At 64.1% G+C, this 26,389-nt stretch carries 8 protein-coding genes; 3 read left to right on the plus strand and 5 right to left on the minus strand.

Going from position 1 to position 26,389, the window contains the following annotated elements; translation table 11 throughout:
* Window positions 1-3 precede the first annotated feature (3 nt).
* From CAF76_RS26330 to CAF76_RS26350, 5 genes are read right to left on the minus strand one after another with little or no spacing between them, the layout of a single operon-like run.
* On the minus strand, window positions 4-210 hold the full coding sequence (locus tag CAF76_RS26330) for an MbtH family NRPS accessory protein (protein WP_085649153.1): 207 nt from the start codon (window positions 208-210) through the stop codon (window positions 4-6).
* Complete coding sequence (locus tag CAF76_RS26335; protein WP_085649154.1) at window positions 203-892, minus strand: hypothetical protein; 690 nt, start codon at window positions 890-892, stop codon at window positions 203-205. Before CAF76_RS26335 ends, CAF76_RS26330 begins: the two co-directional genes overlap by 8 nt.
* Complete coding sequence (locus CAF76_RS26340) at window positions 889-9,987, minus strand: non-ribosomal peptide synthetase (RefSeq protein ID WP_085649155.1); 9,099 nt, start codon at window positions 9,985-9,987, stop codon at window positions 889-891. The genes CAF76_RS26335 and CAF76_RS26340 overlap by 4 nt, the downstream gene beginning before the upstream one ends.
* On the minus strand, window positions 9,984-14,096 hold the full coding sequence (locus tag CAF76_RS26345) for a non-ribosomal peptide synthetase (protein WP_085649156.1): 4,113 nt from the start codon (window positions 14,094-14,096) through the stop codon (window positions 9,984-9,986). The genes CAF76_RS26340 and CAF76_RS26345 overlap by 4 nt, the downstream gene beginning before the upstream one ends.
* Window positions 14,093-23,098 (minus strand): non-ribosomal peptide synthetase, encoded by a 9,006-nt coding sequence (locus tag CAF76_RS26350; protein ID WP_085649157.1) that lies wholly within the window; start codon window positions 23,096-23,098, stop codon window positions 14,093-14,095. Before CAF76_RS26350 ends, CAF76_RS26345 begins: the two co-directional genes overlap by 4 nt.
* 812 nt (window positions 23,099-23,910) lie before the next feature.
* Between CAF76_RS26350 and CAF76_RS26355 the strand changes: the two genes are divergently transcribed.
* From CAF76_RS26355 to CAF76_RS26365, 3 genes are all read left to right on the plus strand, one after another.
* On the plus strand, window positions 23,911-24,315 hold the full coding sequence (locus tag CAF76_RS26355; RefSeq protein ID WP_064595653.1) for a hypothetical protein: 405 nt from the start codon (window positions 23,911-23,913) through the stop codon (window positions 24,313-24,315).
* Between the two features lie 40 nt (window positions 24,316-24,355).
* The gene (locus CAF76_RS26360; protein ID WP_085610216.1) at window positions 24,356-24,772 is read left to right on the plus strand and encodes an organic hydroperoxide resistance protein; all 417 of its coding nucleotides are present in this window, start codon (window positions 24,356-24,358) and stop codon (window positions 24,770-24,772) included.
* A gap of 136 nt (window positions 24,773-24,908) precedes the next feature.
* Window positions 24,909-26,342, plus strand: coding sequence for a catalase (locus CAF76_RS26365; RefSeq protein WP_085649158.1), 1,434 nt, complete (start codon window positions 24,909-24,911; stop codon window positions 26,340-26,342).
* The last annotated feature ends 47 nt before the right edge of the window (window positions 26,343-26,389 follow it).

Here is a 26,389-nt window from a genome sequence, read left to right on the forward strand (position 1 = left end):
TTTTTATTGGAACGACACCGATGACTGCTCACGCAGCGAGCGCGGGCGCATGTCGATCCAGTGTTCGTTGATGTAATCCAGACAGATTTGGCGTTCGCCGCGCATCCCCGCCTCGCTCCAGCCGCTGGCCATCGGCTTGCCCGCCGGCCACAGGGAATACTGGCCCTGAGCGTTGATCACCACATCGAATTGCAGTTGTGCGTCATTCATGTCGTTCTCCTGTTGAACGGGATTGCAGCGTGGCCAGGCTTCGCTCGAGCCCGGCGGCGAGATGGTTGAGTGCGGCATGTCGCTGTTCGTCGCTCGAAGCACAGGCCCCGACGTAAACCCGCACGGACGCCCCGCAGACCTGAGCGCAGGTGTCTGCATCGTCGTCCGCGAAAGCCCGGGCCGACACCTCGGCATTGGCGCTGGCATGAGCCTGGGCAAACGCGGTGGCGGCGGCCTCGGTATTGAGTTGCGCGTAGTACTCGGCGAACGCCTCGGCATCGCCGAAGTGCTCGGCAATCATGGCGCGGTTGGCCGGTGCGAGGCCGTAGGTCATTGCACTGGCGTGGGCCTTGGCGTACGCCGCGTCGTAGGCGTAGGCCTTGCTATACAGCGCCAGCAACACCGGTTTGAGCGCGGCCCGCCATTCGCCCTGACGCCCGAGCACGCCCAGCGCCGCCCGCTGATGCAGGCTTTGCAACGCGAGCAGCGCCTGTCGATGTTCCGGCAAGGCTTCGCCGAGCATCGGCAGAACCACGTCGGCCTGCCAGAGATGAAACAGCCGCAACGGCACGGGACCCTCGCCATTGTCTATCCGCTTGCGCAGGTCGTCGGCCTGTCCGGTTTCGCACAGCACTTGCACTAAATTCAGCAGCCATCGCGGCTTCGAGATCGGTTCATTCATGGCGCCGGCTCATCCGTACCGATCACCTCGGCCAGCAACCGCGCCCAGCGGCCCGCCACAATGCCGTAGTGATCGGTGTCCAGGGTTTGCCAGCTGCGCAACTGCGGCAGCAAGGCCTGCCAGTTGCGTTGCAGGTCATCCGGATTCCAGGCATTGCCCAGCCCGTAAGGATTGGCGTGCCCGGCGATGAACAACCGCACCGCTGTGGTCGCCAGCTCTGGCGGTCGGAAGACGACCATGCTGGCCATGTTATTGCGGCAGCACACGGTCAGCCGTTGCAGATACGCCTGACGTTCTTCGGCCATGCCCTGCCCTTCGACCTCCGGCCAGCGCTGGGCGAACTCGCTCTGGAACACCTGCTCGATGGTCTGCTCATCAATGCCGGCCAGTTCCGCACCGGCATCCGGCGCGGGCGGGTCGATCAGGTACAACAACGGTTGCCTGAAGCCCTCAGCCTGGGCCTGATGACACAGCGCTTGCGCCACCCATGCTCCGAAGGACCACCCTGCAAGGCGCCAAGTGCTGCCGTGCGGAAGATGCTCCTTGATCGCCGCCAGATACCAGCGTGCACGTTCCTCCACGCTGATGTTCGGCAACTGCGGCAGGCGCAGCGCCGGGTCGGCGATCACGCACACGCCCAGTTCCGCCGGCAGCGCCGAGACCAGTTCCCGATAGGCTTGAACATCGCCACCCACCGGGTGGATCAGGTACAGCCAATTACGGCCGTCACCGGCATGCCATTGATCGATCCGCACCGCGTCGTGCCAGCCGTGCGGTGCAGCAGGGGGCGCCTCTTCAACCGTGGCGGTCGAGACCAGCCCCAGCACCTCGTTCAGGCTGACCTTGTGGCTGAATTGCGACAGCTGGAATACCTCACCCGTGGCCGCTTGCAGCTCGTCGATCAGGTCGAGCAGCGTCAGCGAGTCCGCGCCCAGGTCGTACAGCGAATCGTCATCTTCCAGCTCGGCCACACCGAGCCACTTGCACAGGCACTCACGCAGGCGCGCCGACAAATCCACGCCCTTCGGTGCCTCGACCACTGCGGCCACAGCACCATGGCGAACCGGATAAAACCGCCACGCCGTGTCGATGCCGGTGGTGGAGATCAGCAACTGAGGCAACTGCGTCGCCATCGCCAGATCGAACACTCGGCAACCCTCTTCGGCTGACAGTCCGACCGTCAGATGCTCCAGATGCGCGGCGTCTCCACCGTTGCTGGTGGTGGCCATGCCGATGTCGCGCCAGATGTCCCAGTTGATCCCCAGTCGCAAGCAAGTGTCGGCGGGGTTCGGGCGATAGTGGGTGAAGCCGTCGAGTACCCCGCTGGACGCCGCGTAATCCAGATGCCCCGCGCCGCCGAACAGTGCCGACATCGACGAGCAGTACAGGACAAAACCCGGTGTCAGGTGCTCGATCAACGCCTCGACCGCCAGCATGCCGCGAGTCTTGGCGGCCATGGCCTCTGCCATTTGCCGGGCATCACGGTGGCGAATCAGACTGCCCGCACCGACGCCTGCCGCATGAATCACACCGTTCAGGCGACCGTAACGAACGGCCAGTTGATCGAGGATCTGTGGCCAGCGCGGCAGGTCGGCGATGTCCGCTTTGATGCAGTCGATCCGCGATGCGTACGCCGCCAGTGACTCAGGCAATTGCCCTTGGCGCGAGATCAGCACCACACGGCGCGCGGGTGCCTTTAGCAAGTGTTCGCACAAGGTCCGGCCGATGCCGCCGCTGCCGCCCAGCACCAGAAACGTGCCGTCTTCCGGCAGAAGCCCTGATGTCGTTGCTGGGCCGGTCAATGGCTGAGGCATCAAGCGTGGCTGCCACAGGTAACCATCGCGCACCGCCATTCGCCGAGGCAATGAAACCGGATCGCCAAGCAGCGCTGCCAACTCGCCGGCCTGAGTTTCGAGGCGCGGCGAAGGCCAGTCCAGCCAGTGACAACGCACCGGGTATTCCTGAGGCACCACTTCAGTGATGCCGGCCAGCGCTGCCAGTTCGGGCCGTCGCACCTCGCCGTCCACCGGGCATGCCTGCCATGACATCAACCACAACCGCAGCCGTGTCGTGCGCGGTGTTTGCCCCCAGGCCTGCATCAGCGCACTGACCGTGTCCAGACAGGCCCACTGCGCCAGATCCAGCGATTGCTCGTTGACCGCGCCCGACACCGCCAGCGGCAAGGCATGCAGCCAGTCGAGTTCGCCGAGTTCAGGTTCTGCGACCTCGGCGAGCAAGCGGTTCAGGGCTTCGATGTCCAGCGGATCAAGTTCGAAACGGTCCGCGCTCAGGCGCTTGAAGCCATTGCCGGTGCGCACGTGAATGACGCGTCGGTACACAGTGTTCAGGCTCGCCAGCAACGTCGATTCCGGCGTTTCATGGCTGCACAGAATCAGCACCTCACGGGATTCCGCCGTCGCTGTCGCGCTCAATCGCCGGGTGCGCACCCACTGTCGCTGGTGGAACCAGTCCGCCAGCGGTTGCCGCTCAAGGGCTGGCGCAGCAGGTTGGTTAGCCACGGGAGTCTGGAAACGATACGGCTGAAGATCGAACGATGACGGCGGCAAATCCCAGGGCGGCGGTGCCGAGCGCTGCGGCCACTGGATATTCGCGCCTTCGTACCAGGCGTCCAGCAGCTCCTGCGGCGATTGATCACGGGCGATCACCTGCGCGCTTGAGAGCGTGACTTCCTTGATCGCTGTCGGCTGCAATGGAATGGCCTCACCCGTCCCACAAACCATTGCGAAGCGCCAGCGCAACTGCCGGCGACCTGACTGCAAGTGCCGCAGCAATGCAGTCTGCTGTTCCGGGTTCGCGTGCAGGTATTCGCGAATCGCCGCGATATCGCGCAGCAACTCCGCCCGGCTATGGGCCGAGATCATCAGCAGCGGCAATGTTTCCTCGACCCCTTCCTGCGAAACTGGCGCAGCACCGACGATGACATGCGCATTGGTCCCGCCAATCCCGAAACTGCTGACACCGGCCAGTCGCCGCCGCCCCTCCGGCCATGGCCGGGACGTGGTCGGCACGTAGAACGGTGAATGTTCCAGATCGATCTGCGGGTTGATCCGGCCAAAACCGAGGTTCGGCGGCAACACGCCATGGAACACCGCGAGGCTGGCGCGAATCAGCCCGACTACCCCCGCCGCCGCGCCCAGATGACCGATCTGGCTTTTCACCGAGGCCAGCGCGCAATGGCCGGCCGGCGCATCGCCGAAAGCCTTGGTCAACGCCGCGACTTCGATCGGATCGCCGAGCAAGGTGCCGGTGCCGTGGGCCTCGATGTAGCCGATGTCGGCACCGGTCAATCCGGCCCGGTTCAAGGCATCGCGGATGACCGCGCTCTGCCCCGCCACCGACGGCGCGGTGTAACTCATCTTGGCCCGGCCATCGTTGTTCAGCGCCGAGCCTTCGACCAACGCATAGATCCGGTCACCATCGGCCCGCGCCCTGGCCAGCGGCTTGAGCACCACCACCCCGTAGCCACTGGCGCCAAGGGTGCCGCTGGCGTCATCGCTGAATGGACGGCACAGACCGTCGGCGGAAAAGATGTGCTGCGAGCGATGCCGATAGCCCTCGGTCAGGGTCGGGTCGATCAGCACCCCGGCCGCAAGCATCACGTCACTGTCGCCCTGACGCAGCATCGAACTGGCCAAGTGCACGGCGATGAGCGAACTGCCGCAAGCGGCCTGCACGCTCAGGGCCGGGCCGTTGAGGTCCAGGTGATACGCGGCTTTGGTCGCCAGAAAATCCTTGTCGTGGTGCAGCGCCAGCTGGAAGCCGTCCGGCAAATCGTCGTCGGCGGTTTCGCGCAGCATTTGCTGGAAGTACGTGGTTTCGCCGCAACTGGCGATCAGACCGATGCGCGGACCGTCCGCCGAAGGGACGATGGCCGCGTGTTGCAGGGCCTGTACGCAGGCCATCAGCAGATGCCGCTGTTGCGGGTCCATCAACCGTGCTTCCTGGCGGCTGATGCCGAAGTACTCGGGATCGAAATCGAGCATGCCCGCCAGTTGGCTGCGGGCACCGACCAGGCCTTCTTCGGCAGCAAAGTGCTCGATGCCCAGCTCATTGCCTTGCACCATCGCCCAGAACTCCGACAGGTTCTGTGCCCCGGCCACATTGACCGCCATGCCGATGATCGCCATCGGCTGGTGACCTGCATCGGTTTGCCGTACCTGCTGCGCCGCTGCCGCCGGCGCCTTCGACAGGTGCGCCGCCAGACGCCGCACCGTGACGTGTTCGAACAGATCGGCCATCGTCACCTTGTGCGGCAGTTCTTCGGCGTAACGGCCATGCAAACGCATGAGGCCGAGGCTGGTGGCGCCGGCCTCGAAGAAGGTCTGCTCCGGTTCGATATCCCGGCCGATCACGGCCTGGAACAACTCACTCAGTTGCCGTTCCAGTGCGCTCAGTTGAACAACCGGTTGTGGCGTGCTGCGCCGCTCCAGCGCCTCGCCCAGGTTCGGCAAAGCCTTGCGGTCGATCTTGCCGCTGGGGGTGCGTGGCCAGAGGTTGATCCGTCGGTATTCATCGATCCGCACATGGGCCGGCAGCCACCGCGCAACCTGATGATCCAGCGATTGCGACTTTGCAGGTTGGCCATCGAGTTGCAGCCAGGCGATCAGCCGTGGCGGATCGGCCTGAACCGCGACCACCGCGTTGACCACTTCCGGCATCTGCATCAGTGCCGCCTCGATCTGCCCCAGCTCCAGACGATGGCCGCTGAGTTTGATCTGCTGATCGTCACGCCCCAGGTAATGCAGGCAGCCTTGGGCATCGGCCCACGCCAGATCGCCGGTGCGGTAGTACAAACAGTCGTCTGCCACCTCGACAAACCGCGCGGCGTTCAGGGCAGGATCGGCCAGATAACAGCGGGCAACCATCGGCCCGGCCACCAGCAGATAGCCGCGAGAGCCGTTGGGCACCGGGCGGTCGTGTTCATCCACCAGCAGCAACCGCGCATTGCCGACGGCATGACCGATCGGCGCGCGCAACGGCCAGTCCCGCGCCACGGGCGGCAGGCGCAAGGCGCTGACCACGTGGGTTTCGGTCGGGCCATAGTGGTTGAATAGCGAGGCGTGCGGCATGCCGTCGAACCAGTTGCGCAGCGCATCGGTGCAGAGCAATTGCTCGCCGGCCGTGATCACCTCGCGCAACGCCGACGGGTAAATGCCCCGGGCCACCGCGGTTTGCGCCAGATGCTGCAAGGCCACGTACGGCAGGAACAGGCGCTCGATCCGCGCCTCGACCATGTAATCCAGCAACGCCTCGGCGTCCTGACGCCAGCGCGGCGTGATCAGGTGATAACAACCGCCGCCGCACAGGGTGCTGAAAATCTCCTGGAACGATACGTCGAACGACAGCATCGAGAACTGCAGGGTCACCGCTTTCGCCGGCAACTGCCCTTCGGTGCGCTGCCATTGCAGCAGGTTGCACAGGGTGCGTTCCGACACCTGCACGCCTTTCGGTGTGCCGGTCGATCCGGAGGTGAACAGCGTGTACAGCGGCCGTTCGCCGGCGTGGCGTGGACGTTCGAACGTTCCGGCATCGGCGCGCAGATCAACCCGATGGGTGGCGAATCGTCCGGCGTTCAGGTCATCCAGTGCAGCCTTGGTCGCGTCGCTGAACAGCACGCAATGCGGCTGCGCCTGCTCCAGCACCTGACGCTGGATCGCCACCGGGTAAGCAGGGTCCAGCGGCACGGCGGTCAGGTTGAGTTTGGCCAGGGCCAGCAAGGCGACAATGTGCTCCACCGAAGCATCGAGGAACAGCACGACATGCAACGGCGCGTTCCCGGCCGGCAACGGATGGCGCTCGATCAGGTTTGCCGCCAGAGCATCGGCCAGCGCATTCAGCTCGCTGTAGCTGAGGCGGTGCTGGCCTTGAACCAGCGCGACCGCCTCCGGCGTGCAAAGCACTTGATGCTCGAACCCGTCCGCCAATGTGTTGAACGGCAGCGCGATCTGCGGACCTTCGCTGGCCGGTGGCAGGCTGCTTCGATACGGACCGAGCAAATCGTTGAGATTGGCCGCCGGGTTTTCCAGCAACAGATCCAGACCCCGGCGGAACAGCGCGTTCAACGCCCGCATCTGTTCAGCATCGAAATAGCTGCACTGATATTCCCACCAGCATTCCAGCTGCGACCCGCTCCCAACCATCAACAACGTCAACGGGCACTTGGCATGTAACTGCTCGTTGAATGCCAGCGTGGCGCGCAGGTTTGAGTCGGCCAGTGCGGCGTAGTCAGTGTTTTCCAGCACGAACATGAAGTCGAACAACGAGGGGCTCGACGACAGCCGCAGGTCTTCCACCAGATCCGCCAGCGCCACGTCCTGCAATGCCAGCACCTCGCGCACGGTGGCGGTCTGCTTGCGCAACTGCTCGCCCAGCGTGGATGCGTGTTCAACGGTGGTCGGGATCAGCACGGTGTTGGCAAACATGCCGACCGTGTCTTCGAACTCCGCCAGTGGCCGGTTGGACACCGGGCTGGCGATCCGTGGCCTCTCGCACCCGGTCAGGGCGTACAGGCTCCAGGCGAAGACGCTGAACAGCACTTCGAAACGGGTCAGCCGTTGTTGGGTGCAAAAGCGCTCAAGAGCCGCACTGCGCGCTGTGCCCAAGGGTTCGCGGTGCAACCGGGCGTCGGGGCTGAGTTCGCGCATTGGCATCAATGCAGGCGATGGTTCTTCCTGACGGCGATGCAACTCGGCGAGGGCGCGGCGCTGGTCGCGATAATGCGGATCGACGCTCCACTGGCGCTGCCACTGGCCAAACTCCAGCGTCGTCAATCGGGCGGCCGGTTGCAGGCTGTCGCGGCCTTGCAGGGCATCGGTGTAAAGCTGCGCCAGATCGTCGAACAACAGGTTCACCGACCAGCCATCGACGATGATGTGATGCAGGTTCAGCAACAGCCGGCAGCTGCCATCGGCGAACGGCAGCAACCAGGCTTGAAACAGATTCGGGGTGGTCAGGTCGAACGGCGCGGCGAACACCAGCTCGGCGAAGGCCTGCCAGTTGTTCTCGGTGAAATGCCCGACCGCGAAGGTGCGACAGGTCGACCCCTGCTCGGCGATTACCTGATCCAGTCCATCGGCACCCGCCGCGAATGCCGTACGCAATCCCGGATGACGCTGCACCAAACGCCCCAAAGCCTCGGCCAGTGCCGCAACTTCGACACCTGCCGCCAGATGCAGAATCAGCGGCACGCTGTAGGCGGTCGAGGTCGGCGAGCGTTGTTGCAACAGCCACAGCCGGCGCTGTTCGGCGGTCGCCGGCAGGCGTTTGGCGCTGCTGATCGGAGGCGCGGGTGGGTAGATCGACTCGCCGTTCGTTTCACCGCTCAGTTGTGCGGCCAATGACGAGAAAGGCTCGTTGAGCAACGTATCGATGGCGATCTCGCGCTGCCAGTGGACACGGATCGCCGAACGCAGGCGCAGGGCCTTGAGCGAATCGCCGCCACTGCCCAGCCAGTCGTCCTGCGCGCTCAGAGCCGGTTGGCCGAGCAGCGAGCGGGCTTCGTTCAGTAGCCAGCTCAACGCAGGCGAAACAGCGCCATCGTCAACGGCATCCATCGCTGGATGCCACGGACTCAACCCTTGGGCCAGCAAGCCATCACGATCGATCTTGCCATTGGCCGTCAGCGGCAGGCGCTCCAGCAGGAACAGCTGATGCGGCCGCATATACGGCGCCAGTTGTGCCCGCAGATGGTTTTCGAATTCCTGATAGTCCAGATCCCCGCGAGGCACGATGAACGCCAGCAACTGATGGTCTTCTGCCGCCTGCCGCCGGGTGCAGACGTACACCTGCGCCACGCCCGGATACTCCAGCATCCGTTGCTCCACCTCCCCCGGCTCGATCCGGAAGCCACGAATCTTCACCTGCCGGTCGACCCGCCCCAGGTACTCGATCAAGCCTTCGGCATTGCGTCGCACCAGATCACCGGTGCGGTAATGCACCTGCGCGCCACCGTCGAGGAAGAGCAAACGGACGAACTGGCGAGCAGTTTCTTCGCGCCGGTTGCGGTAGCCACGGGCGACACCGCTGCCACTCAAATACAGCTCGCCGACCTCGCCCGCCGGCACCGGGCGTTGCTGCTCATCCAGCACCTGCACGCCGGTATCCGGCAACGGTCGGCCAATGGGCGCCGAGTCACCGGCAAAATCGCGGCTGATCGGCCAGCACAGGGCAAACGTGGTGCATTCGGTGGGGCCGTAGGCGTTGAAGATCCGGCAGCGGCTCTCAGGATTGGCCCGATACCAGCCGCGCACGGCGGCAGCGCTGATCTGCTCACCGCCAATCAGCACCTGACGCACGCTGGAAAAGCACGACGGCCACTCGGCAATCAACGTGTTGAACAGCGACACGGTCATGAACAGGTTGTCGACCTGCGTGCGCTCCAGCACCTCGGCCAGTCGACGCGCATCCAGCACGTCCTCGTCGGCGATCATCACGCAGCAGCCGCCGTTGAGCAGCGGCGCCCACAGTTCGAAACTGCACGCATCGAACGCAGGGTTGGACAGGCAGGCAAACCGGTCCGTCGGGCGAATCTCGATATAGCCGTCGGTGTGCGCCAGACGCAGCAGGCCGCGCTCGCCCACCTCGACTGCTTTTGGCGTGCCGGTGGTGCCCGAGGTGTAGAACAGGAACATCACCTCGGCGAAGTCTTCGGCCAGTGTTTGCGGCGGAGCGTCCGGCTGATCGAGCAAGGCCTCGACACTGGTTTGCCACAGTGACGGCGACCACAGCGGCTCTTCATCCAGGGTAATCAGGCCGACACACGCCGCATCCGCCAGCATCAGTTCCCGGCGTTTGCGTGGGCTGGCGCGATCCAGCGGCACCACCACCGCGCCGACTTTCAGGGCGCCGATAATCGTTGCCAGCCACTGCCAGCAGCGCGGCATGCACAACGCCAGCGACTGACCGGGTTCGACACCACACGCCAGCAATCCTCGGGCGATGCGTTCGCTGGCACTGGCCAGTTCGGCGTAAGTCAGCGTGAGCGACTGATCGATCACCGCCGTAGCTTGCGGATTACCCGCCACTTGCTCGGCAAAACGCGCGAGCAATGGCCTGTCATTGGACGCACTCATCATCTCGCCTCCTGCGCGTCGAAGCGTTGCAGCTCCCGACGGATGATTTGCGAGACCCGGTGGATTTCCGCGCTTTCAAGCATGTCCCAGTGCCCGCCGCTGACCAGTTTCGCCAGATAGCCGCTGCCCGCGCGGCGACGCCAGAAGCCACGCAGTTCATGCAACTGATGGCGGCTGAAATCTTCCCGCGCCTGGATCAGCACCACGCGACCGGCGCGCGGCGCGCATTCATAGGCAGCCATGGCCAGGCGGTTGTGGTTGTAGATGTTGAAGTAGCGTTCGACCTGGGCGTCTTCGATGCCGGGGTACATGCCGTTGAAACGCACCAGTTTGTCGCGGAACTCGGCCATGTCCACGGTGCCGATCTGCTCGCGGAAACCCGGATCGTCGCTGCCCTGGGTGTCGAGCAGCACCACCGTCACCTGACAATGCCCCGCGGCAGTCAACCGCCGCGCCATTTCATAGGCCACCAGGCCGCCGAACGACAGTCCGGTGAGGATCAGCGGTTGCTCCGTCAGCGGTTCGATCTGGCGCAAGTAAGCCTCGGCCATCGCCTCGACCGTCGGCTCGGTGCTCTCCCCCGGATTCAGCCCCGGCGATTGCACGCCGTAGACCCCGGTTTCATCCGGCAGCACCTTGGCCAGCGACAGGTAACAGAACGCCGTACCGCCCGCCGGGTGAATGCACACCACGTTGTGCTGGCCGCTGCCGAGACGGAATTCGATCAGGTTGCTCTGGGCCAGCGCCGGGTTGGCCCCGACCCGCAGCCACCCGCCCAGCGCCTCGATGGTCGGGTAGCTGAGCACCACGCGCACCGGCACTTCGACCGCGAACTGCTGGCTGATTTCATGAGCCATCTTGATCGCGGCGATCGAGGTGCCGCCGACGTTGAAGAAGTTGTCACGAATGCCGATCTGCGGCGCCAGCAACAGGCTTTTCCAGATCTGGTACAGCGCCAGTTCGATGTGATCGCGCGGGCTGCTCAGGTTGACCTGGCGGTTGGTCATCTCTTCATCCGCCAATGCTGTCAGCGCGGCACGGTCGACTTTGCCGTTGGCGGTCAGCGGCAAGGCGTCGAGCCACAGGTAGCTGCCGGGGATTACGGCTCTGGGCAGGGTTGTCGCCAAATGGGCGTGCACTGCGGCTTCGTCCACGGTCTCGGCCACTACGCAACAGGCCACCAGCCGCTGATCCTGCGCTACTTCGCCGACCATTAACACCACGGCGCTGCGGATACCGGGAAACGCTTCGAGCCGGGCCTCGATCTCGCCCAGTTCCAGGCGCACACCGCGCAACTTGACCTGAAAGTCGTTGCGACCCAGAAATTCCAGCTGACCGTCCGGGCGATAACGCGCCAGATCGCCGCTGCGATAGAGCCGATCACCTGACACGAACGGGTTGTCGATAAAGCGCTCGGCACTGAGCTGCGCCAATCCCAGATAACCCCGAGCGACGCCAACGCCACCAATGTGCAGATGCCCGGTCACGCCCACCGGCACCGGCTGGTCGCGGTCATCGAGTACGTAAAAACGGTTGTTGGCAATCGGCCGACCGATCGGCAGTTGCCGGGTCGGCACCTCGGCGCCGGGCTCCAGGGTCCAGATGCTGTTGATCACCGTGGTTTCGGTCGGACCGTAGACGTTGTGCAGCCGCGCATGGGGCAGTCGCTCCTGAAAGCGCCGGGCCAGGGCTGGCGGCAGCTCACCGCCGCCGCTGAACACATGGGTCAGCGACGCACACTGACTGACCTCGTCGACTTCCAGAAACAGCTGCAACATCGCCGGCACGAACACCAGCGCCGTGACCTTCCGTTCGCGCACCTCGCGCGCCAGATAGGCTGGTTCGTAATGCCCGCCGGGTCGCGCAATAACCAATCGCCCGCCGGTTGCCAACGGCCAGAAGGTCTCCCAGGCCGAAGCATCGAAACCGAACGGGATCTTGTGCAGCATCGCCCCTGCTTCGCCGCAGACCTGCAAACACCACAGCAGCAGATTGCTCAAGCCACGGTGGGCGACCATCGCGCCCTTGGGCAACCCGGTGGTGCCGGAGGTGTAGATCACGTAGGCGAGATGGTCCGGGGTGACGCCGACATGGCGCGGATCAAGATTGTCCGCCGCCAACGACGCCCAGCTCGCGGCATCTTGTTCGAGGTCGAGGATCGGCGCTTCCCAGGTCGAGCCTTGCACGGCTTGGCGCAAAATCCCGTGCGCCGAGCCGAGGGTCAGCAGCACCGCGGGCGTGCTGTCGCCGAGCATATGACTCAGGCGCCCCAGCGGATAATCCGGATCCAGCGGCACGTAAGCGCCGCCGGCCTTGAGCACCGCCAGCAGCGCCACCGGTAATTCCAGCGAACGCTCAATGCACACCGCCACGCGCACGTCCGGGCCAACGCCCAAGGTGCGCAAGTGCCGCGCCAGCCGATTGGCCTGGGCATTGAGCTCGGCGTAGCTCAGGGATTCGTCCTCGAAGACCACTGCGCAGGCCTGAGGGTTGCTCGCGGCCTGCGCTTCAACCAGTTGATGCACGCAGGGCGCCGTTTGCGTCAGCGGCGCGGTGCGGTTGAAATCGACCAGCACCTGCTGACGCTCAGCCTCATTCATCAATGGCAAGGCATTGATCGGTTGCTTGGCATCAGCGGCGATCTGTTCGAGCAGATGGCGGTAGTGTCCGCTCAGGCGTTCGATAGTCGCGACGTCGTAAAGGTCGGTGTTGTATTCCACCAGCAGGTCCAGCCGCCCATCCCGCTCGACCCATTCGAATGCCAGATCGAACTTGGCCGTGGCACTGCTGGTGCCGTACGGCGCCAGTTCCAGGCCAGGCATCTGCAATGCGTTGCCCGGGGTGTTCTGCAGCACCAGCATCACCTGGAACAACGGCGAATGACCGGGATCGCGCGGCGGGTTGACAGCCTCGACCACGCGGTCGAACGGCACATCCTGATGAGCGTGGACGTCGAGCATTTGCCCACGCACGTCGCGCAGCAGCTCGGCGAAGGTCTGCTGTGGATTCAGGCGCTGACGCAGCACCAGGGTGTTGACGAAATGGCCGATCAGCGGCTCGACTTCCGGGCGATTGCGGTTGGCGAACGGCGTGCCGATGCACAGATCCTGCTGACCGCTGTGGCGCCACAGCAGAACCGCCAAAGCGCCCAGCAGCACGTTGAACAGCGTGCCCTGGGTCTGCCGGGCCAGCGCCGTGAGTTCGCGCAAGGTGGCGCCATCGACCGAGGAACTGAAAGTGGCGCCGACATAACGCTGCACCAGCGGTCGTGGCCGGTCGGCGGGCAAGGTCGACAACAGCGGCGCGTCGTCCAGGGTGCGCCGCCAGTAATCGAGCTGAGCGTCCAGCGCCGCACCACCCACCCGCTGTTGCTGCCAACAGGCGTAGTCAGCGTATTGCACCGACAACGGCGCAAGCGTCGGGGTTTCGCCACGCAGATAATTGCCGTACAGCGTGGCGACCTCATGCAGGATCACGCCCATCGACCAGCCGTCGGCGATGATGTGATGCACGCTGTAAAGCCACAGGTATTCATCGTCGGCCACGCGCAGCAACGACGCCCGCAGCAGCGGCCCGCTGCCAAGATCGAATGGCGCCCGGGCATCCTGCTCGACGGCGAATCGCACTTGCTGCTCGCGCTCGTCGGCAGGCAATTGGCGCAGATCCGTCACCGACAACGACAGCGGCATCGACGGGTGCACCACCTGACGCGGTTCGCCGTCGACGCTGCGAAACGTCGTGCGCAGGATTTCGTGGCGGGCCACCAGTTCGTTCAGTGCACGCTCCAGCTGCGCCACGTCCAACTGCCCCCTGAGCGTCACTGCCGTCGGCACGTTGTAGAACGGGTTGCCGGGTTCCAGTTGATCGAGAAACCACAATTGCCGCTGCGAGAAGGACAACGGCCAGGACGTGTGCGTGCCGGATCGGCGGGGAATCGCCGCGTCATCGTGCCCGCCGAGCAAGGCGATCAGTTCCTGTTTGTGACGTTTAAGCGCCAGGGTCAGTTCTTCGGTGAGAAACCCGCGCGGCGCCTTGCAGCGCAGCCTGTCACCGTCCACTTCGAGCACCACACCATGGCGAGCGAACAACGCCAGCAATTGATCGGCATTCATACTTCGAACTCCTCCATGTCTTCATCGTCCAGGCTGGCGGTCGCAGGCTCGCTGGCAAACACCTCGACTGGCGCGCGGTGTTGTTCATCGGCCGTGCGCAGGCCGCCGATCATCGAGTAGATCAATTCATGGCTCGGCCCGAGATCGAACAGCGTCGTCAGTTGCTGCTCCTCGACCGAGCCGATACCGCAAAAGCCCAGACCGTGCTCGACGGCAGTCATGCTCAGCAACTGGGCCATGGCGCCGCTTTCGATGTGGCAGAAGTCGCGGCTGCGCTCGCCATACAGCGGGCGAATCGCCGCCATGTCGGCGATGAAAAACAGCGAGAACGCGGCGTTCTCGTACACCGGGCGGTTGACGAAATAGTCGTAGGTGTCCGGGTCGAGCAATCCGCTCTGGAGCGCCAGCAGACGATGCTGGCGGGGATCGTAGTAATACGCGCCGCCGGGCACGCCGAGCACGCGATCCGCTTTGATGTAGAGGTAGGCCTGAATCGGGTACAGCCCGCCCGCCGACGGGAACTGGTATTTCACTTCGCCATCGAGTTGCCCCTGGGCCAGCGCTGCCAGTACGTGCGCGAAGGCCTGGGTGGCGATCGGTTGCCGATCGTATTGACGCACCGATCGGTAATCGCTCAAACGTCGGGCGAAGGCCGGGTCTTGCGGCAGGTCCAGCGCCAGCGCCGGCAGGGTCTGAGCGAAGTCGCGGCGTCCGCGCTGTTCGGCCTTGAACTGCGCCCGCTGCTGGGGATCTTCGATGATTTCCTGCACGGGCTCCGGGGCCTGCTGCACGTTGCCGAGCAGATCCTGCCGCGCCCGGTTCTGGCGGTACATGCCAAGCAGATGCAGCAGCGTCGGTTGGGCCAGCAATTGCGCCACGTGCGGGCGGAACTGCAAGGCGCCGGACAAGGCGTTGCTGATCCGGACGATATCGATCGACGTTGCGCCGAGGTTCAGCAGGTTGGCGTTGGCGGCAATGGAATCGCGCTTGAGCACGTCCTGCACGATCTCCACCAGCCGCTGTTCCTGCGGGCCCTCGACTTCGAGCGCCGGTCCTTGTTCCTCGATCTGCTCCGGTTCCGGCAGGCGTTTCTTGTCGACCTTGCCGTTGGACGACAACGGCCACGCTTCAACAAAGGTGAACGACGGCGGAATCATGTAGGCCGGCAGTTTGTCGCTCAGGTACGCGCTGAAATCGCTGGCCTGCAACGCCGGATCGGCCTTGAGCACGTAGCCCGCCAGACGTTTCTCGCCCAGCGTGCTGCCAAGAATCCGCACCACCGCGCTCTGCACGCCGGGATGGCGATTGAGCGCGGCTTCGATCTCGCCCAGCTCGATGCGATAGCCCTGGACCTTGACCTGATTGTCTTCGCGACCGAGGAATTCGATGTTGCCGTCCGGCAGCAAGCGTCCCAGGTCGCCCGTGCGATACAGCCGCTCGCCGGTCAGTGGATGATCGAAGAAACTGCCGGCGCTGAGTTTTTCATCGCGCCAGTAACCTTTCGCCAGACCGATACCGCCGATGTACAGCTGACCCGCGACCCAGGTCGGGCGCACTTGCAGCGCTTCATCCAGCACGTAGAAACGCTGATGATCGAGGGCCTTGCCGTAGGGAATGCTGCGCCACGCCGGGTCGACGTGCTTCACCGGATAATAGATCGACCAGATCGATGCCTCGGTGGCGCCGCCCAAGCTGATCAACTGCAACTCCGGCTGCAAAGCCCAGGCCCGCTCGGGCAGTGTCAATGGAATCCAGTCACCGGACAGCATCGCAACCCGCAGGCTGGCGGGCAACGTGCCGCCCTCGCCCTCCACGTACTCGACCAGCATACCGAGCAGCGCCGGCACCGAGTTCCACAGGCTGACCTGATGACGCTTGATCAATTCGAGCCAGTGCGCCGGATCGAGTGACAGTTGCGGTTCGAGGATGACCACCGCCGCACCCACCGCCAACGTGCCGAAGAAGTCGTAGACCGACAGGTCGAAACTCAGCGACGAGATCGCCAATACGCGGTCGTTCGGGCCGACAGCAAAGCGCCGATTGATGTCGAGCAAAGTGTTGACCGCACCGCGATGGTCGATCACCACGCCTTTCGGCTGGCCGGTGGAGCCCGAGGTGTAGATCACGTAAGCGAGGTCGCTTTCGCTCACCTGCACCGGTTGCAGCAGTCCATCGTTTGAAACTTCATCGGTCACGGCAATGGTCGTGACTTGCGCCGGCCATTCGATCTTGTCGAGCAGCGCCGGTTGGGTCAGGGCCAGACTCGCCTCGGCCCGCTCCAGAATATGCCGCAGCCGTTCCGCCGGTTGCGTCGGCTCGATCGGCAGGTAAGCGCCGCCGGCATACAGAATCGCCAGGGTCGCGACCACTTGCTCCCAACCGCGCTCCATCACCACGGCGACCAAGCGGTTCGGTAGCACACCCTGCGCTTGCAGTCGGGCGCCGAGTTGTCGGGCCTCAAAACGAAGCTGGGCGTACGTCAGTTGCCGCGTACCGATCACCGCCAGGGCATCCGGTGTGGCGAGGGCCTGACGTTCGAACAATTCGTGCATCAATGGCAGCGTTTGCTGATTGTCGACCGGTGCCGGCAAGCGTGCCTGCGGCAGCAGTTGCGGCGTGTTTGCGCCCCAGGCTGCCGGCTCGCAGAGGCTGTCGAGCAGGGTGTTATAGGCGACGAACATCTGCTCGATCATGCCTTGCGGGAACAGTTCGTCGATGCTGTCCCAGTTGAACAGCAGGCGCCCTTCCAGTTCCAGCAACGTGTGGTCGAGCCACACTTGCGGGGTCTGGGTGATGCTGTGCATGTGCCGGGCGTTCAACGCGTCGGCGAGGTTGAATTCGGCCAGTTCCGGCGCCGCTTCCGACAGCGTGCTGTTGAACACGATCGGCATCGCCGTCTGCTGCACGCCCCGGGCCTGGGACAATTCGCGCAGTACCCGCACACCGCTGACCACCGAATGGTCGATGTCGCGCCACAGTTGCGCCTGCACCGCGCGGGCCTTGTCGGTGAAACTCTGCGAACCGTCGATGCCGACTTCCAGCAGCACCAGCGAGGTGAAGTCGCCGATGATTTCATCGACATCCGGGTGCAACGGCATGCGGTTAAACAGCGGCAGGCTCAGGGTGAAACGTGGGGTGCGGCTCCACAGCGCCAGCACTTCGCTGAACGCGGTCAGCAGCATCACCGACGGCGTCACCGTAAACTGTTTCGCCACAGCTTTGAGCTGCGTCCACTGCGCCGCCGACATGTCGCGGTCGCGGCGGGTGAAGTGCGGGTTGGCGATGCTTTCGGGCTGGCGTACCAGCGGCAGGTCCGGCGCGGGGGCCAGCGTGGTCACCCGCTCACGCCAGTAGCCCAGCGCCTGCTCGTAGCGGCGGCCATTACGCAGTTGCTGTTCAGCCAGCACATAGTCGCGGAAGGTCAGGCCCGGCTCCGCCAGCTCGAGCGCGGGATCGAGGTAGAACGCCATCAGTTCGCGGGCGAGAATCTGCGTGCTCGCGGCGTCGACGATCAGCGCATCGAGGCTGATGTGCAGATGAGTGATGCCGTCATCGAGTAGCGACAGGCTGAACTCGAACAGCGGCCAGCGACTGGCGTCCAGCACCTGATGGGACTGGCGTTCGCGGGTCGCTTCCAGCGTGCGCTGCGCCACATCGGCGGGCAACCCGCGCAGGTCGCTGCGCGACATATGGTAGGTCGGCACCTGCGCCAGCACCTGTTGCGTGCCGTCGCTGAGGAACACCACGCGCAGCATGTCGTGGCGCAGGATCATGCGGTTCAAGGCTTGTTCGAAACGCTCGGCGTCGAAGTCGGGAATGCGCAGTTCTTCGTAACCGTGGGCACTGACGCCACCGAGGCTGACCGTGGCCTCGCGACCGAACCAGTAGGCTTGCTGGATATCGGTCAGGGGGAATGGTTCATGTCGATTAGCGCGATCCGTTTCGATCTGGAGGAATGCCGGTTCAACGCTTTGCTCTTCACGCGACACCTGCGCCGCCAGATCCAGCAACACCGGGGTCTGGAACAGACTGCTCAGGGACAGTTGCGCGCCCATGCGCTGGTTGATCGCATAGATCATCCGCGTCGCCAGCAGCGAGTGGCCGCCGAGGTCGAAGAAGTTGTCGTGAATACCAACCCGTTCGCACTTGAGCACTTCGGCCCAGATCTCGGCCATTTGCCGTTCGGTGTCATTGCGCGGCGCCTCGTAGGTCGCCCCGGCGCTGCGTTCCGGTGCCGGCAGCGCCTGGCGGTCGAGCTTGCCGTTGCGGGTCAGCGGCAGTTGCGACAGGCGAACCCAGGCACTCGGGATCATGTGTTCGGGCAACTGGCGTTGCAGTTCGGCACGCAGGCATTCAGGGGTCGCGGTGCCGACCACATAGGCCACCAGACGCTTGTCCCCAGCCACGTCTTCGCGCAGCAACACGGCGGCTTCCTGCACACCGGGTTGTTGATGCAACAGGCTGTCGATCTCGCCGAGTTCGATGCGGAAGCCGCGCAGTTTGACCTGTTGGTCGATGCGCCCCAGGTACTGCACGTTGCCGTCGGCCTGGAATTTCGCGAGGTCGCCGCTGCGGTACATCCGCGCGCCCGGCTCGGCACTGAACGGGTCCGGCAGGAAGCGTTCGGCGGTCAGGTCCGGACGGTTCAGATAGCCACGGGCCAGGCAGGCGCCGGCGATGTACAACTCACCCGCCACGCCGACCGGCACCGGATTCAGATATTCGTCCAACACGTACAGCCGCGCATTGGCGATGGGACGGCCGATGGGCGGCGCGTCCGGCCAGGATTCGGCCTCGTTGCAATCGAGGCTGAATTGGCTGACCACATGGGTTTCGGTCGGCCCGTACTGGTTGTGCAACTGCGCGCCACCGAGCCCAAGGACAAAACCACGCAGCTCGTCATTGATTTGCAGGGCTTCACCGGCGGTGATGATTTCGCAACCACCGGCCGGCATCGGTGCACCCGCCTCGGTCAGGCCGGCGAGTTGCTGCAACACGGCGAACGGCAGGAACGCCCGCTGCACGCCTTCGGCCACCAGGGTCGGGCGCAGCGCGGCCAGGTCCTTGCGGCTGTCTTCGGTCATCAGCAGCAGGCTGCCGCCCTGGCAGAGCGTGCTGCAGATTTCCTGGAAGGAGACGTCGAAGTTCAGCGAGGCGAATTGCAGGACGCGCTGCGGTGCTGCGGCTTGATCGAGTTGCCAGGTAATCAGGTTGTCCAGCGCGCGACGGTTGTGGGCCACGCCTTTCGGGCGTCCGGTGGAGCCGGAGGTGTAGAGCACGTAGCCAAGGTGTTCCGGGCTCACCGTGACCTGCGGATCATCCGTCGGGTGTTGTGCCCATTGCGCTGCGTCAGTGTCCAGGCAGCAGATTTTCGCCTCGTTGGCCGGCAGCCCGGTCATCAGGTTCGATTGCGTCAGCAGCAAGGTCGGCGCCGCATCGCTGAACATGAACGCCAAACGTTCGCTCGGGTAAGCCGGGTCGAACGGCACGTACGCCGCGCCAGCCTTGAGGATCGCCAGCAGGCCGATGACCATTTGTGGCGAGCGTTCCAGGCACAGGCCGACGCGATGCTCGGGGCCGACGCCTTGTTCGATCAGGTAATGCGCGAGGCGATTGGCGGCACGGTTCAGCTCGCTGTAGCTCAGTTGCTCACGGTCGGCGAGCAGCGCCACGGCGTGGGGCGTTTGCCGGGCAAGGGTTTCAAAACGCGCCACGCAACCGGGCAGTGACGCGGTATCCCGCGCGGTGCGGTTCCAGTCATGAACGATTTGCTGGTGCTGCTCGGCGTTCAGCAGCTTGATCGCGGCCAGCGACTGCTCGCTGTCCTCGACCATCTGCGTCAGCACCCGGCGCAGGTACTCGCCGAACTGCTCGACGGTGCCGCGCTCGAACAGCCCCGAGGCATATTCCAGACCGCCGACGATCTGCCCGTCACGCTCACTGAGCGCCAGTTGCAGATCGAACTTGGCCACGTGGTGGCTGCTCTCGACCGGCGTAATGTCGAGCCCGGTCAGCAGCAGGTCGGAATCCTGATCCTGCTCCCAGGCAAACAGCACCTGGAACAATGGACTGTGGGCCAGACTGCGCGGCGGGTTGAGCAATTCCACCACTTGCTCGAACGGCAGGTCCTGATGTTCCTGAGCCTCCAGCGCCACTCGCCGTGCCTGTTGCAGCCATTGCGCCACCGACGGCGTCCCGGACTGAGTCATGCGCAGCGCGAGGGTGTTGACGAAGAAACCGATCAGCCCTTCCAGTTCCTGCTGCGGGCGGTTGGCCGATGGCACGCCGATCACCACGTCGCTTTGCCCGGAAAGACGCGACAGCAGCAGTGAAAAACCGGCCAGCAGAGTCATGAACAACGTGGTGCCTTGCTGCATGCCCAGGGCTTTCAGGCGTGCGGTCAGGGCGGCGTCGAAGACCAGCGGGACAAAACCACCGAGGTAATCCTGCACGGGCGGGCGCTTGTGATCGGTCGGCAACTCCAGCAGCACCGGCGCGCCGCTGAGGGTTTCGCGCCAGTAACGGCTTTGCTGTTCCAGCACGTCGCCGGACAGCCATTGCTTTTGCCACACCGCGTAATCCACGTACTGCACCGGCAAGGGCGGCAGCGGATCGTCGCGATCCTGCAACGCCGCTGCGTACAGCTGACCGAGCTCGCGGGTGAGCACACTCATCGACCAGCCGTCAGAAATGATGTGATGCTGGGTCAGCAGCAAGACATGGTCATCCGCCGCCAGCCGCAGCAGGCTGACCCGCATCAGCGGGCCCCGGCTCAGGTCGAAGGGTCTGGCGCCTTCCTCGTCGATCAAGCGGCTCAGGCGTTCTTGCGCATCGTGCCCCTGCACGTCAGTCACCGTCAGCCGGACACTGTGCGCAGGCGGCGAAACCCATTGCCGCCCTTCCCCTTCAACGGCAATGAACGTCGTGCGTAGCGCCGCATGGCGCGCCACCAGTTGATTGAAGCTGCGTTCCAGTGCCGGCACGTCCAGCGAACCGCGCAAACGCAGGTTCAACGGCATGTGATAGGCAGCGTTGCCACCCTCCATTTGTGCCAGAAACCACAGGCGCTGCTGAGCAGACGACAACGTTTGCGCGCCCGCGCGTTCAAGGGCCGTGATGGCCGGACGAGCCGCCGCCTGACTGGCTTGCAGCCGTTCGGCGAACGCCGCCAGAACCGGTGCGGCAAACAGCGCCGAGGGCGCCACTTCCAGCCCCAGCGCATGACGAACCTGCGCCAGCACGCGCATCACCAGCAGCGAGTGACCGCCGAGGGCGAAGAACTGATCCTCACGCCCTACCCGCTCCACGCCGAGCACGTCGGCCCAGATCGCGGCGAGTGCGGTTTCCAGCGAGCCTTGGGGTGGCTGGTATTCCTGCTGATCGAACGCCTCGACGTCCGGCGCTGGCAGATTTGGGCGATCGACCTTGCCGTTGGCGGTCAGCGGCAGTGTATCGAGACGCACGAAAGCGGTCGGCACCATGTAGTCCGGCAGGCTGATTTGCAGTTGTTCGCGCAGTGAGCGCGGGCTCAGCGTTGAGTCTGGTTTTTCGCAGTAGTAGGCGACCAATCGCGGTTCACCGGGACTGTCCTGGCGCAGCAACACCACGCTTTCTCGCACACCCGGAATGTCCGCCAACCGGGTTTCGATTTCCCCCAGTTCCAGACGCAGGCCGCGCAATTTGGCCTGGGAATCGTTGCGGCCAAGGAATTCCAGTTGGCCGTCGGCCCGGTAACGCGCCAGATCGCCGGTGCGATACAGACGCTCGCCCGCCACGAACGGGCTGTCGATGAAACGCTCGGCGGTCAGTTTTGGCAGATTCAGATAACCGCGCGCCACGCCGACGCCACCGATGTACAGCTCGCCCGCGACACCCTCGGCAACCGGTGCGCCGTCAACGTCGAGCAGGTAAATCCGGGTGTTGGGCAGTGCCCGGCCGATGGGCAGCACTGGGTCGATCTGGCTGTTTTCGGTGAGCTCGAAACAGGTGCTGTCGATGCTCGCTTCGGTCACGCCGTAGGCCTGGACAATCTGCACGCGATCACCGCAAAGCCTGCGCAATTGCCGCGCGCTGTGGGCGGTCCAGATGTCGGAGCCGCAGACCACGGTGCGCAGGAACGACAGGTCGTGGCCGGTCTCTTCGACCCACGCCAACAGTGGATTGAGCAGCGCCGGGACGAAGTCGGCAAAGCCGATGCGCGCGTCATGCATCAGGCGATACAGGGCCGGCGGGTCCATCAGGGTGTCCCGTGGGCAGAGCACCAGCGTGCCGCCAAAACCCAGCGCACGGATCAGGTCGGCGCTGAACACGTCGAAGGAAAAACCGGCCATTTGCAGGTGGTTGATCGGCTCGCCCAACTCATAGAGTTGCGCCCAGTCAGCGCTCACGGCGACCAGCCCGCGATGCTCGACCATCACGCCTTTCGGGGTGCCGGTGGAGCCGGAGGTGTAGATCACGTAAGCCAGGTGACGGGGTGTCAGGCCAATCGCCTGAGGGTCGGGGTTGTCAGCCGGGAGCGAAGCCCAATCACTGGCGTCGGCCAGATCCAGCAGCGTCGGGGTGGTCGCCGACTGTTGGAGCGCCGCCCGCAAAACACCGCGCGCCTGGCCGTGGGTCAGTACCACCGGCGGTGCGCTGTCGGCCAGCATGTGCGCCAGCCGAGCCTGCGGGTATGCCGGGTCCAGCGGCACATAGGCGCCGCCGGCCTTGAGCACCGCGAGTACGCCGACCAGCATTTCCAGCGAACGCTCCAGACACAGCCCGACCCGCACGTCCGGCCCGACCCCGAGTTTGCGCAGCTGATGGGCCAACCGATTGGCGCGGGTGTTCAGTTCACGATAACTGAGCGCCTCCTGCTGCCAGCGTGCGGCGATGGCCTCGGGGTTGCGCAGCACCTGCGCCTCAAACATGCCGTGCACGCACAGGTCTGCATCGAACGGTTTCAAGGAGCAAACGTCGGGCTGCGCGGAATTCGTCCCACGCAAGGAAGTGTTATCGAGCATCGGAGGCTACCGTCCATGACTACTTTATTTTTGTGATCAGGCCGGGACAGAAATGCCCCGCCAGTCAGGCCCCGGCATCAGATGCCGGCACGGTCATTCGAATTCAGGAGGATGGCGCGGCGCGCGCGTGCAGACTCGCGTTGAACGCGGGCATACGCAGAAATTCGGGGGGAGACAGGCTGGAGAAAAACGCCGCCGCGCGGTCGGCGCAGGCAACTGGAAAGTGGGCCGGATCATTGGCGACAGACGTCGCCCCGTTCATCGCATCGACGATTGCAAACCGCGTGACCAATTGAAACCTCGACTTCCATTTGAGGGTCAACGACGAGGAACAACCTGCGCGGGGATGACAGCGCCAGGGTGGTCCCGATCGGCTGCGACTGCCGGGTCTGTAGACACACGGCAATCTTCTGGCGCCGGGTTTGTGACCCGAAGCGCCGGCGGATAATAACCACGTTTTTTGTTAGGGAGGCAAACAAAATGTAGGAAATTTGCTAAATAAATATCGGACGTTTCCTACATGGTTGTGACGATGGCAAAGGGACAGGGATGTCAAAAATGCTCGTACACCGTACCGCCGTTTCCTGCAGGCCACGGGCATCGAAAACCGCTGCAGCGTCTTGAGTGGCCAGCGAAAAAGTCACCGCGCGACCTACCTCGACAGCCGGGCGCTAACAAGCGCTAACAACGCATAACTGGCAGTCATTCGGCTGTGAAGGCAGGCTTGAACCTCACCGCTGAACGCCGGCCCACCTGCAAATCTTTTCGGCAGCCGCGCTCAGTCGAACGATGGTTTTGCGAGGGATTCGACCATGGCTGAAGGTTATCGCCACACTTGCCTGTGCGAGTCAGACCGGCTCGGCAACGACGAATTGTATGCCTTGGTCGCGGGCGCCGTCCGGCATGGCCGGGGTGAGGCGCAACAGCTGTTCGCGACGGTGACACCGTTGCTTATCGCCTTCTACGAAGGTCAGGTGCAGGCCGGGCGGATCCGTCGCGAAGACACCGGCAGCCTCGTTCAGCAAGCCTTCAGGGCGCTCTATCAGGAACAGGCCGCCCATGACCCGAGCTTTCCGTTTCGCGCCTGGCTGATCGAAATCGCCCGCTCGACCCTGCTCGACAATCTTGGCCATCGCGGCGCTGATGCCGTGGCCACGGCCGACGCGCTGGCGGGTGCATCTGCACGGGAATGTCATGAACCCACGCGGGCCACATGAACCGCCCTCCACGCTGTGAAATGCTTTTCAGGGAATGCCCATGATCGATATCGAAAAAACCCTCTACTCCGCGCATACCTGCACCACAGGCGGCCGCGAGGGCACAGGACGCAGTGACGATGGCCGACTGGATCTCAAGCTGTCGCCCCCGGGTGCGCCCGGCTCCGGAACCAACCCCGAGCAATTGTTCGCCGTGTGCTGGTCAGCCTGTTTCCTCGGCTCACTGCGCCACGCCTGCAATGCGCGCAAGATCGTTTTTCCGGCCATGGCCGGGGTGGATGCTCAAATCGACCTGGTCCACGGCGAGCACGGGTTCTTCCTGCAAGCGAAACTGGCGGTGTCACTGCCGGAGATCGAACCGCAAGTGGCGCAACAACTGATCGACGCGGCACACCAGAACTGCCCCTACTCCAAGGCCACGCGCAACAACATCAAGGTCAGCATCACCCTCGCCTGATCTGTCCCCCGCCGACACCAGAACGCACCGTCTTCCAACCACACCTTCGTACTATCCGGCGACACCATGGTGCAATAGATCGCGCCCGGGGCTTTTGATGTGATGGCGGGAAACCGACAAAAGCCAGGAGTTGCGCATGAACAAGCTGACGACTGCCGCGGGCGCGCCCGTGGTTGATAACAACAACGTACAGACCGCCGGCCCCAGAGGCCCGATGCTGTTGCAGGACGTATGGTTGCTGGAAAAACTGGCGCACTTCGATCGGGAAGTCATCCCCGAGCGGCGCATGCACGCCAAGGGTTCCGGTGCGTTCGGCACCTTCACCGTCACCCACGACATCAGCCGCTTCACCAAGGCCAGACTGTTTTCCAGCGTGGGCAAGACCACCGATGTGTTCGTCCGTTTCTCGACCGTGGCCGGTGAGCGTGGCGCGGCGGATGCCGAGCGCGATATCCGTGGATTCGCCATCAAGTTCTACACCGAGCAAGGCAACTGGGACCTGGTGGGCAACAACACGCCGGTGTTCTTTCTGCGCGACCCGTTGAAATTCCCCGACCTCAACCATGCGGTCAAACGCGACCCGCGCACCAATATGCGCAGCGCGCGCAACAACTGGGATTTCTGGACGTTACTGCCGGAAGCGCTGCATCAGGTCACGATTGTCATGAGCGATCGTGGCCTGCCGCGCACCTACCGTCACATGCACGGTTTCGGCAGCCACACCTTCAGTTTCATCAGCCCGGCGAACGAACGTTTCTGGGTGAAGTTCACCTGGAAAACCCAACAAGGCATCGAGAACCTGACCGATCAAAAAGCCGCAACACTGATCGGCGATGACCGCGAAAGCGCCCAGCGCGACCTGTACAACGCCATCGAGGAAGGCCACTTCCCGCAATGGAAGCTCTACGTACAAGTGATGCCGGAGCTGGACGCCGAGACCTACCCGATCAATCCGTTCGACCTGACCAAAGTCTGGCCTCACGCGGATTACCCGCTGATCGAAGTCGGCGTGCTCGAACTCAACCGCAACCCGGACAACTACTTCGCCGACGTCGAACAGGCGGCCTTCAACCCGGCCAACGTGGTGCCCGGCATCAGCTTCTCACCGGACAAAATGCTCCAGGCCCGGCTGTTCTCCTATGGCGATGCCCAGCGCTATCGCGTCGGCGTCAACCATCATCAGATCCCGGTGAACGCGCCGCGCTGCCCGGTCAACAGCTATCACCGTGACGGCCAGATGCGCACCGATGCGAACGCGGGCAGCACAATCGGCTACGAGCCCAACAGCTATGGCCAGTGGGCCGAGCAACCGGATTTCAGCGAACCGCCGCTGGCCCTGAAAGGCAGCGCCGGGCACTGGAACCACCGCGAGGACGACGACTACTTCTCGCAACCAGGCGCGCTGTTCCGGGCCATGTCGCCCGCCCAGCAACAGGTTTTGTTCGAGAACACCGCGCGCTCGATCCATGGCGCCAGCGCTCAGACCCGGCAACGCCACATCGATAACTGCACCCAGGCCGATCCGGCGTACGGTGCGGGTGTTGCGCAGGCCATCGAAGCGCTGGGCTGATCCGCAATGACTTGAGCCGGGCAAGCAGGAGTGATCCTGATTGCCCT

Source organism: Pseudomonas sp. B40(2017), from assembly GCF_002112855.1.
In the GTDB taxonomy this organism is placed as follows: domain Bacteria; phylum Pseudomonadota; class Gammaproteobacteria; order Pseudomonadales; family Pseudomonadaceae; genus Aquipseudomonas; species Aquipseudomonas pharyngis.

Coding starts and splice junctions, on each gene's coding strand:
- CAF76_RS26330 (WP_085649153.1), bottom strand. CDS start 210: ATGAATGACGCACAACTGCAATTCGATGTGGTGATCAACGCTCAGGGC.
- CAF76_RS26335 (WP_085649154.1), bottom strand. CDS start 892: ATGAATGAACCGATCTCGAAGCCGCGATGGCTGCTGAATTTAGTGCAA.
- CAF76_RS26340 (WP_085649155.1), bottom strand. CDS start 9,987: ATGATGAGTGCGTCCAATGACAGGCCATTGCTCGCGCGTTTTGCCGAG.
- CAF76_RS26345 (WP_085649156.1), bottom strand. CDS start 14,096: ATGAATGCCGATCAATTGCTGGCGTTGTTCGCTCGCCATGGTGTGGTG.
- CAF76_RS26350 (WP_085649157.1), bottom strand. CDS start 23,098: ATGCTCGATAACACTTCCTTGCGTGGGACGAATTCCGCGCAGCCCGAC.
- CAF76_RS26355 (WP_064595653.1), top strand. CDS start 23,911: ATGGCTGAAGGTTATCGCCACACTTGCCTGTGCGAGTCAGACCGGCTC.
- CAF76_RS26360 (WP_085610216.1), top strand. CDS start 24,356: ATGATCGATATCGAAAAAACCCTCTACTCCGCGCATACCTGCACCACA.
- CAF76_RS26365 (WP_085649158.1), top strand. CDS start 24,909: ATGAACAAGCTGACGACTGCCGCGGGCGCGCCCGTGGTTGATAACAAC.